Consider the following 9,522-nt stretch of genomic DNA (forward strand, 5'->3'; position numbering starts at 1 on the left):
GGCTGTCTCCCTGTCGGAAACCCGTTTCCAACGCCAAGCGTTCGGAATCCTTTAATATGATTGATTTGATTTTGCCCATAAGTGCATATTTGAATTTTATGAGGCAAAGGTATCAAAACCTTATGATATAAACCAATTATGAACATCTACTTAATAGAATAGATAGATGAAAGGACTAAAAAAATCATTTGGGAGAAAATTTAGGACATGTAGATTACGAAAAAAATATGGTAATATGAATTTTTCTTACGAAGAGATTTACAGTATGTATGGACAATATGATACTTTTGTTTCTTTAGATTTTCATCAAGGAAGCGAAGCATATAATAAGTTCGGTCAATCACTAATGGGGACATTCAAATATACATTAGAACAGCGAGAAGAATTAGAACAGTTACTAAAATTAAAACATATTCCTCGTTCAAGTAAGAAAATATTATTTTCCCCATCAATTCTTCACAATTTATCTGAAGAACAAAAAGTCTTTTTGGACAAGGACGGAATTCTTAATGATGATATTGCATGTGTAAGCAGTATAAATCGTCCAAGAAAAAATGTATATATAAAAAAGAGTAAAAAAGAAATTCCTAATCAAATAAAGATAGATGTAAATATTTCCGAAGAAGAAAGTTATCTGATGATGCTTGGATTATATAAAGCTAAGCTAAAAGATGGATGCGTACTTTCCAATGTGGAAAAAAATGATTTCTATGCTTTGAAACAATATTTTGAACCCAATAATATTACAGCCGAAGATTTGCGATATATTATTGATAATAAAACCAATCAACAAAAGTTTCTAATCAGAGAGAAATATTTAAAAATAAAATCTTGTTATGTTGGGTTGACTGATGAAGAGAACAAAGAAATACACGACATTTGGCATATCCAACTGAAAGAAAAAGAAACCATATTAAAAAATGAAATACAACGTGCTGATAGTAACTGGAACAATTTACCTTTTGAACAACAATTAAAATTATTGTATATTGCCTATAGATTTGAAGATGAAGTTCTACTGTCATGGTCAAAATCAATATGGTGGGATTTAGAAAGATTTCTACATATTGTAATACGCCATACTGCAGACCTACAAAATGGGAGTTATAAAGAAAAAACAACTTTTCAGTATGAATTTTCTGATATTAGAAATCTTATAATATCGGTTATTACATCTGCTCAAAAAGAAATAGAAGAGGAATTTAAAGTAAATCCTAATAAAAACTTTAAACGCCAAGGCAAAAGAGCTATTTATTTTAATGGCAACTACTATCGGGTTGAAATAGAAGCATCAGGACGATTATTAACTTTTCATCCATATAATGATGAAAAAGAGCGAGAGAAAGATAATTAGTATAATTTGATTATTAGGGCAAAGACAGCCCGCCGGGAAGTATTGGCGGGCTGTTCCATGATAGGGAAACGAACGGCTTCTTTGTTACTTTCTTCACCCGCTGGCAGGCTCACGAAAGAAAGTGGCGGCGGCAAACAGCCGCCGTTCTCTATCAACTGGTTTTAAGGCTCTTTATGGACGTGTATTTCTCTAACCACACCTTTACCTGTTCCATGTTGTATTCGCCCGTAATGATTGCCGTATGGTCGTTTATGGCTACAAACCGGACACTCTCGTAGCTATTTACCCAGCCTTGCAGGGAACAGACACCCCACGTTTCCACATCTTCAAAAACACTGCGGTCTATCCGGTTGATTGGCTCGCCGAAAACTACCGTCATTATCTGAAAGTCCGGTTTGTCCTCTAACAGTTGCAAATGGTGCAGCGTGCCGAACTCGTCAGTTTTGCGCCCCCACGCCCACACATCATTATACAAATCATCGCCCCACTGGTGCGGGTGGTCGAAACGGACTTTGACCGCTGTGGAATGCGGGTCGTCTTGGATGCCCTCAATAACCCCCGTTACCATTAAGCCCGTAAAAATGCACTCGCAACGCCTGCCGATAAGCTCCTTGTTTACTTCTGTCGTTTTCATGTCCCTAAAATTTACTTATTTATTACTCCGTTCTTCTTCGCTATCCACCCGTCACGCCTGCGGCGGCACTCGTCCAGCGTTTTGGCTACCGTGCTGAAAAGTTCGCCGTCCGTGTGGCGGTAGTCATATTGAAAATAAATCTGTCCTCTGAAAGCCCCTAAACAGCATTTCACGAACTTTTCTTCTCCCGGTGTTTGGGTAATGCTTACCCCGTTTTTGTTAAGTGACTGCATGATGTTCTATTTTTTATGGTTATAATATCAGTAAGAAAAGCAACGACAGGAAAAGCAGAGCTACGCCCAGCGCATAAACGACTGAAAGGCAGACACGGAGCAGGAAACAGGCGGCACGAAATACGATATACGCCGTTATCGCCGTGCCTGCTCCGGCTACACTGGTAAACCGCCATGCAAGGCAGAGCAGGAACGCCCGCCAAAGGATTTTATAAATGCTTTTCCGTTTCATCGCTTGGTCGTTTTTAACGGGCAGGGTTTGACACCCCGCCCGGATTGGTATTCGGTTATGCCGCACGGAACACAAAGCCGTCATCAAACCAGTAATCGCACATAAAAAGGTCACGGGCGAACTTTTCATAATCGAAATAGGTCTTTGCGAACTCCGGCAGGTCGTAACATACTTCTATAATTTCATAGGCGAAATCTTCTTCATCGTCATATTCCCCCTGATACTCGTCCCGGAAATCACGTACAAGGTCGTCCGCATCTTCCTCGCCCAAATCATGGCTTTTGTAGTTGCACCACACGAAAAAGGCTTCCTGCTCGGTGTCGTCCAAATCCTCTACCGCATCACGCAGGGAAAAGAAGTTTTCAGAAATCCAGCTTTCGCCGATTAAGCCCTCCGGCACGTTCTCCCAGTCCTGAAACATATATTCCGCATCTTCCTCGTCCCCGTGCAGTTCCCGGCAGGCTTCGTAAAATTCTTCCTTGTCCGAATAGTCCGAAAGGTCGAGCCATGCGCCGGACAATGAACCGTTGTTATACTTGGCGTAAGTGCCTACATAAACTTTTGCTTCCGATAATACCTTTGCTTCCATATTGCTGTAATTTTTAAGTTTTTGATTTTATGCGGATTTGAGAGGTGAGGGAGTCGAAGTTTCACTGAACTTTTTTCCTGTTTCCCGTAAATCCGACTTTTTTTTTATGCGTCTTCCGGTCGGGTCGGTCGTTTTCGTTTCACATAGGCTGGTTGGTGAAGGGGTCTTGCTATGCAAATTTTTCCGACAAAAATTTTTTCCGACCAACGGGAAGCTGGAACAATTTTTTTCGATGAAACCCAATTTGCAGAGCCAAAAGCCCCCGTAGCTACCTTTGCCTATTGAAATGATAAAAACGACTGTCCCGGCTGGGGGACTGCATAATGAGGAAGATTTACAGATAGGGAAACAGGGGAAAAGTGCTTGTTCCCTTTCATCCTTTAGGGAACACTCCATGCGGGCGGGAAAGGCAAGGGTATGGCAAGTTTATCTTGCGGTACGCTTGTGCGGGTTTCCAACGGCTCTTTTCACGAAATACAGTCAGCCATGCCACGCACGGCTGGCGTTTCGGGGAATGTGCCAGTGGAAAAGGGAATAAAAAATGCGGGTAGTCGGTGGACTGCCCGCAAGGTGAAAGAATGTAAAATACTCGGATATAGCTTATTAGGTAGTATTTCGTTACCGGAATTGTTACCTATTTGTTACCTGAACGCTCATAGGTAACGAAACCTACCGGACGGCGTTCTTTCTGTTGTTTCGACTGGCTCAAAAGCTGGGTAAGGGCGTGGTACAGTTCATTGAACTGCGCATCGGTGCTTACCTCCAGTTCCTCGATGCGCTTTAATAGTTCCTCGTAGCCGATTACCATTTGGCGCATGAGGACAAAAGCCCGCATGATTGAAATGTTTACTTCTATGGCTACTTTGGAACGGAGAACCGAAGAAAGCATGGCTACCCCCTGTTCGGTGAAAGCCATAGGCGGGGTGGGCGTGTGACGGATGTTGTCAGGGAACTTATCACAATTTGTGATAAGTCCTAACCACTCGTCTTTGCTCAACTCAAACATGAAATCACTGGGGAAGCGGTCTATGTTACGTTTGACCGCTTGTTTCAAAGCTCGTGTTTCCACTTGATAGAGTTCTGCCAAATGCAAGTCAAGCATCACCCGGTAACCTCTGACTTCAAAAATCTTGTTTTGGATAATCTGCAAGTCCATAATCTTATTTTTTAAGTTAGTATTTATATGACTGATATTTTTCTGTTATTTAGCTTGTTAGCTAAAATGTCCATATCTTCGCTAAGTTTAGTATCTATGATTTTTGCGTAGATTTGGGTAGTTCTTATGTTGGTGTGTCCCAACATTTTGGAAACGCTTTCAATGGGTACGCCATAACTTATGCTAAGGGTCGCAAAGCTGTGGCGGGCTACATGGAATGTGATTTTCTTATTTATTCCGCAAACAGTCGCAATCTCTTTCAGGTAATCATTCATCTTTTGATTGCTGATGACTGGTAGCAGTTTACCATTAGGTAGCTTCCCGTCATATTTCTGCAAAATGGATTTGGGTATATCCAGTAATCGAATATTGGACGTGATGCTTGTCTTATGTCTTTTCTTGATTATCCACAAATTGCCGTCAAAGGACAATCTTATATTTTCAGGCGTTAGTTCGCATACATCAACATAAGAAAGTCCAGTATAGCAACTGAAAATGAATATATCCCGAACTTGCTCCAGTCGTTTGCTGGCAAACGTCTTTTGATATATCCGGTCTAATTCTGCCTGTTCAAGAAAATCCCGTTCTACATATTCAAATTTCAGCTTATATGCCCCGAAAGGATTAAAAGTAATCAGTCCCAAGTTGTGGGCAAACAGAACAACAGTTCTGAAACGCTGTATAAACTTCATGGCTGTATTGTGGGTACACGGATAATTCTCCCGGATAAATAGGTAGAAGCCCTCGATAAACACGACATTTATTTCCCGAAAGGTAATATCCTCCACATTATATTTATTGTGGATATATTCGGCAAGGCGATTTTTGGTAAGTTCATAACGGGTATATGTCTTTTGCGTGGCTGTTTTCCCTACTTTCAGCGCATATTGTTCATTATGCTGGGAAAATACCTGTAAGAGAGTTTTTGCTTTTTCCTCTTTACCTAAGAACACATTGCGTACTTTCTCTGCGGTTACATAGCTGTCCCGTTCTAAAATGGTCTGATAGTGTCTGTGCAAGGTAGCCTTGATGCTATCCAGCATTTCATTCATGCGGGTAAATTCCGCTCCTCTGCCATTTACCTTTCCGGTTTTGGCAGACCAGTTTTTAGGATTGACTTCAAGTTTAGTGTTGAATTGGGCTAATTTCCCGTCAATGGTAATACGTGCCATGATTGGCATATTACCGTTCTTTTTCACCTTGTCCCGTTTCAGGAAGAACAATACTCGGAATGTTGATTTCATACCTCATTTTTTAAGTTACAAAACTACTTTTATTAACTCATAATGAGATAAATGCAGGGTCGCCAAATCTCGACAACATTTCGCCATTTTCCGACAAATCGTACCCCTTTTTAAAGAATTTTGTCGGGGGTACGAATAAGGCACTAATTTTTGTCTGTCAGTGACCTTTTCGTGGCGGTCAAGGTAGCCAAAAGACAATAAAAAAAGTCCCACAAAATATTGATTTTGTAGGACTTGTCTTTTTCTTGTCGCCTTTTGGCTTTTCTTTCAGTGATCCGCCTGGGGCTCGAACCCAGGACCCCAACATTAAAAGTGTTGTGCTCTACCTGCTGAGCTAGCGAATCAATCCTTCATTGCTGTTAAGCGGGTGCAAAGATAGATACTTTTTTGAAATTAGCAAAACAATACCATCTTTTTTCTTATCTTTGTCCCCGTTAATCCTTGACATTGATCATTAATCACTGAACATTAATCATTAAATACATGGCAACAGTAGACGATAAAAAGATTATCTTTTCTATGGTTGGGCTGAATAAAACCATTCAGCAGAACAACAAGCAGGTACTGAAGAACATTTATCTCTCGTTCTTCTATGGAGCAAAAATCGGCATTATCGGTCTGAACGGTTCGGGTAAATCGACCCTGCTGAAGATTATCGCCGGATTGGATAAGTCCTATCAAGGCGAAGTGGTGTTCTCGCCGGGATATTCAGTGGGGTATCTGGCTCAGGAACCGTACCTCGATCCCACAAAGACCGTGAAGGAAATTGTTATGGAAGGTGTGCAGCCCATTGTGGATGCGCTCGCAGAATACGAGGAAATCAACCAAAAGTTCGGCTTGCCCGAATATTATGAGAATCAGGACAAGATGGACAAACTCTTCTCCCGTCAGGCCGAGTTGCAGGACATCATCGATGCGACCGATGCCTGGAACCTCGACAGTAAGCTGGAGCGCGCCATGGATGCCCTCCGTTGTCCGCCCGAAGGCCAGTCCGTAGAACATCTTTCCGGTGGTGAGCGCCGCCGTGTGGCCCTCTGCCGCCTATTGTTGCAGAAGCCCGACGTGCTTCTCCTCGACGAGCCCACCAACCATCTTGATGCCGAATCTATCGACTGGCTGGAACAACACTTGCAGCAGTATGAGGGTACAGTGATTGCCGTAACGCACGACCGCTATTTCCTCGACCATGTAGCAGGCTGGATTCTTGAGTTGGACCGTGGTGAAGGTATTCCTTGGAAGGGCAACTACTCCAGCTGGCTGGAACAGAAGACTAAGCGTATGGAACAGGAGGAAAAGTCTGCCAGCAAGCGCCGCAAGACGCTGGAACGCGAGCTGGAGTGGGTGCGCATGGCTCCCAAGGCCCGCCAGGCAAAGGGGAAGGCGCGTTTGAACTCCTATGACAAATTGCTGAACGAGGACGTGAAGGAGAAGGAAGAGAAACTGGAAATCTTTATCCCGAACGGTCCCCGTCTGGGTAATAAGGTGATTGAAGCCAAGCATGTGGCGAAGGCGTTCGGCGACAAATTGCTGTTCGATGACCTTAACTTCATGCTTCCGCCCAACGGCATCGTGGGTATCATCGGTCCCAACGGTGCCGGTAAGACCACGCTTTTCCGCCTTATTATGGGCTTGGAAAAAGCAGACAAGGGCGAGTTTGAGGTAGGGGAGACCGTAAAGGTGGCCTACGTGGACCAGCAGCATAAGGACATAGACCCCAACAAGAGCGTATATCAGGTTATCTCTGGTGGAAACGACCTTATCCGCATGGGGGGACGAGATATCAATGCACGCGCCTATCTGTCCCGTTTCAACTTCTCCGGTGCCGATCAGGAGAAGCTTTGCGGAGTACTTTCCGGTGGTGAGCGCAACCGCCTGCATCTGGCACTATGTCTGAAGGAGGAAGGTAATGTGCTATTACTGGACGAACCCACCAACGACATCGATGTGAATACGCTCCGTGCCCTCGAAGAAGGTTTGGAGGACTTTGCCGGATGTGCCGTGGTCATCAGTCACGACCGTTGGTTCCTCGATCGTATCTGTACGCATATTCTCGCTTTCGAAGGAGATTCCAATGTGTTCTTCTTTGAGGGGTCATATTCAGAATATGAGGAGAATAAACAGAAACGTCTTGGGAAAGAAGAGCCTACCCGTGTACGTTATAGAAAGTTGATGAATGACTGATTTGAGTATTTCTTCTTATCTACTCACCACTTAGGGGAGTGTGTAATATACCCGTTGGCAGAATTGAATATTGCGCTAAGTCAATTTCGCCAACGGGTTGTTTCGTGAATGATGACATCGGATACTTTCCCGTTTGTATTTCATTATCAATCGGTTCTTTCTTACTTTAGGGACATTCAGTAAATAGTATAAAATTAGCTAATTAATTTATACACAAAGTATTGCGAACTGGTTGGCTTTTTGTATCTGTAGGTATTCCCTCGAAAATGAGGTTTGGTAGCCCAAACGGGGGAAATCCCTCAATAAAGATATGGCTAAGATACAAAATATTTCAGAAATTCACCCTACTTTGGGCTTTACAGAATTTGATGTTCTGGAAAAATATCGCAAGAGTTTTAATGAGAGTGAGCTTGGCAGACACTTCATTCAGTCTTTCCGTTTGAGCGTATGGCAAAAGCCGCATGTCTGTCTGAACAGCATCTGGGTCGTAGGAATATATTCAGTCCTTCCGCAAAGATTGCCCTTATAGTCCTAAAAGCATACACCGGATTCTCTGACAGGCATCTGGTGGAACATCTAAACGGAAACATACACTACCAGATGTTCTGCGGAATCATGATAAATCCGTCTTTTCCCATAACCAACTATAAGATAGTCAGTGCCATCCGTAATGAGATAGCATCCCGTCTTGATATTGATTCCCTTCAAGAGATACTGGCCTCACACTGGAAACCTTATCTTGATAACCTTCACGTGTGCATGACCGATGCTACATGCTATGAGAGTCACATGCGTTTTCCTACGGACATGAAACTCCTCCGGGAAAGCCTCTAATGGCTCTACAGATATATCTGCAGGCATTGTGGGGAGCTTGGCATAAGACGTCCCCGCAACAAATACAAGAGTGTAGCGGAGTCCTATCTGTCCTATTGCAAGAAAAGAAAAAGGAAGGCTTCAAGGACAAGGATGCTCAAGCGTCGTATAATCAGACTTCTTGAGAAACTCCTCATATAGAGAGATGAGATTCATCGAGAGTACGGAACCTTACTCCGCTATACTCAGGATTACCGGAAGCGTCTTTCCATCATCAGAAAGGTTTTTGTATAGGAAAAGTAAATGTTTGAAGGGAAGAAAGTCATTGACCGCATCGTCAGCATTGACCGCCATTATGTACGTCCAATAGTAAGAGGCAAGGAAACTTGACTTGTCAGAAAGCATGCGCAAGATCGTTCGCAGATGCTTCACTTCAGCCATCCGTGTGATAGACCGCTTCCACATTCAAAAGTTAGCCTGTGATGCTGTACAAGAAATCAGAATCGGACATCGCTGGGAAGCTATACAAGAAGAAACAGATGCCAGACAGGAAGCGAAAGGATTAAAGAAGAAATATCTTTCTCCTACTTTTGAGAATGGCGACACACGTAAGGAGCTATTGGCGAGGAGCCGATATCTGCTTTTCAAATCTGCTGAAAAATGGACTGAATCACAGAAACGCAGAGCTGCAATATTATTCAGAGAATATCCGGATATTAAACGGGCATATTCCCTTAGTCATTCCTTAAGGATGATTTTTAATAAAGGATCGATAAAGGCAGGAGCAAGAACCAATTTGGCGAAGTGGTATCAGGAAGTAGAGTAATCAGGATTTGACTCGTTTAACACCATAGCAGCTACATTATACGACAGAAGCGAGGAAATATTAAACTTCTATATTCATAGGGCATCAAATGCGGCAGCAGAATCGTTTAACGCGAAAATAAAACAGTTCAGAGCACAATTTAGAGGAGTTATAGATAAGTAACTAATCAAAATTAAGCAGCATAATGGCTAAAGTTAATATTCAGTCGTGTTCCTATCGCCGCCAAAGCCCTGTTGGTGGCATAAAACAGCGATTCGGTA

At 42.9% G+C, this 9,522-nt stretch carries 8 protein-coding genes, 1 tRNA gene and 2 pseudogenes; 4 read left to right on the top strand and 7 right to left on the bottom strand.

Features of this window, described 5'->3' with window-relative positions:
* The first annotated feature begins 166 nt into the window (after positions 1-166).
* Positions 167-1,354, top strand: a complete 1,188-nt coding sequence (locus HU824_RS18260) for a hypothetical protein (RefSeq protein ID WP_176469628.1) — start codon at positions 167-169, stop codon at positions 1,352-1,354.
* Between the two features lie 151 nt (positions 1,355-1,505).
* Here HU824_RS18260 and HU824_RS18265 read toward each other — a convergent pair whose 3' ends face one another.
* The 7 genes from HU824_RS18265 to HU824_RS18295 form a co-directional block, all read right to left on the bottom strand.
* Entirely contained in the window at positions 1,506-1,988 is a 483-nt protein-coding gene (locus HU824_RS18265; RefSeq protein ID WP_176469629.1) for a hypothetical protein, read from the bottom strand.
* Between the two features lie 11 nt (positions 1,989-1,999).
* Positions 2,000-2,221: a DUF3873 domain-containing protein gene (locus tag HU824_RS18270; protein WP_010803493.1), complete on the bottom strand. Its 222-nt coding sequence runs from the start codon at positions 2,219-2,221 to the stop codon at positions 2,000-2,002.
* Between the two features lie 19 nt (positions 2,222-2,240).
* Entirely contained in the window at positions 2,241-2,453 is a 213-nt protein-coding gene (locus HU824_RS18275) for a hypothetical protein (RefSeq protein WP_176469630.1), read from the bottom strand.
* Between the two features lie 55 nt (positions 2,454-2,508).
* Positions 2,509-3,042 (bottom strand): antirestriction protein ArdA, encoded by a 534-nt coding sequence (locus tag HU824_RS18280; RefSeq protein WP_176469631.1) that lies wholly within the window; start codon positions 3,040-3,042, stop codon positions 2,509-2,511.
* 634 nt (positions 3,043-3,676) lie between these two features.
* Positions 3,677-4,198, bottom strand: a complete 522-nt coding sequence (locus tag HU824_RS18285) for an ORF6N domain-containing protein (protein ID WP_176469632.1) — start codon at positions 4,196-4,198, stop codon at positions 3,677-3,679.
* Positions 4,199-4,221: 23 nt separating this feature from the next.
* A complete protein-coding gene (locus HU824_RS18290; RefSeq protein ID WP_176469633.1) occupies positions 4,222-5,442 on the bottom strand; it encodes a site-specific integrase in 1,221 nt (406 codons plus the stop codon).
* 271 nt (positions 5,443-5,713) lie between these two features.
* Positions 5,714-5,786: transfer RNA gene (locus tag HU824_RS18295), tRNA-Lys, on the bottom strand.
* Positions 5,787-5,925: 139 nt separating this feature from the next.
* Here HU824_RS18295 and ettA point away from each other — a divergent pair.
* The 3 genes and pseudogenes from ettA to HU824_RS18310 all read left to right on the top strand — a co-directional run.
* Positions 5,926-7,623: an energy-dependent translational throttle protein EttA gene (gene ettA / locus HU824_RS18300; protein ID WP_136011126.1), complete on the top strand. Its 1,698-nt coding sequence runs from the start codon at positions 5,926-5,928 to the stop codon at positions 7,621-7,623.
* Between the two features lie 310 nt (positions 7,624-7,933).
* A pseudogene (locus HU824_RS19915) lies at positions 7,934-8,823 on the top strand (transposase); the annotation flags it as partial.
* Positions 8,822-9,424 (top strand): annotated as a pseudogene (locus tag HU824_RS18310) (transposase); the annotation flags it as partial. The pseudogenes HU824_RS19915 and HU824_RS18310, both read left to right, overlap by 2 nt.
* Between the last annotated feature and the right edge of the window lie 98 nt (positions 9,425-9,522).

It is taken from the genome of Bacteroides sp. L10-4, from assembly GCF_013373675.1.
Lineage (GTDB): Bacteria > Bacteroidota > Bacteroidia > Bacteroidales > Bacteroidaceae > Bacteroides > Bacteroides muris.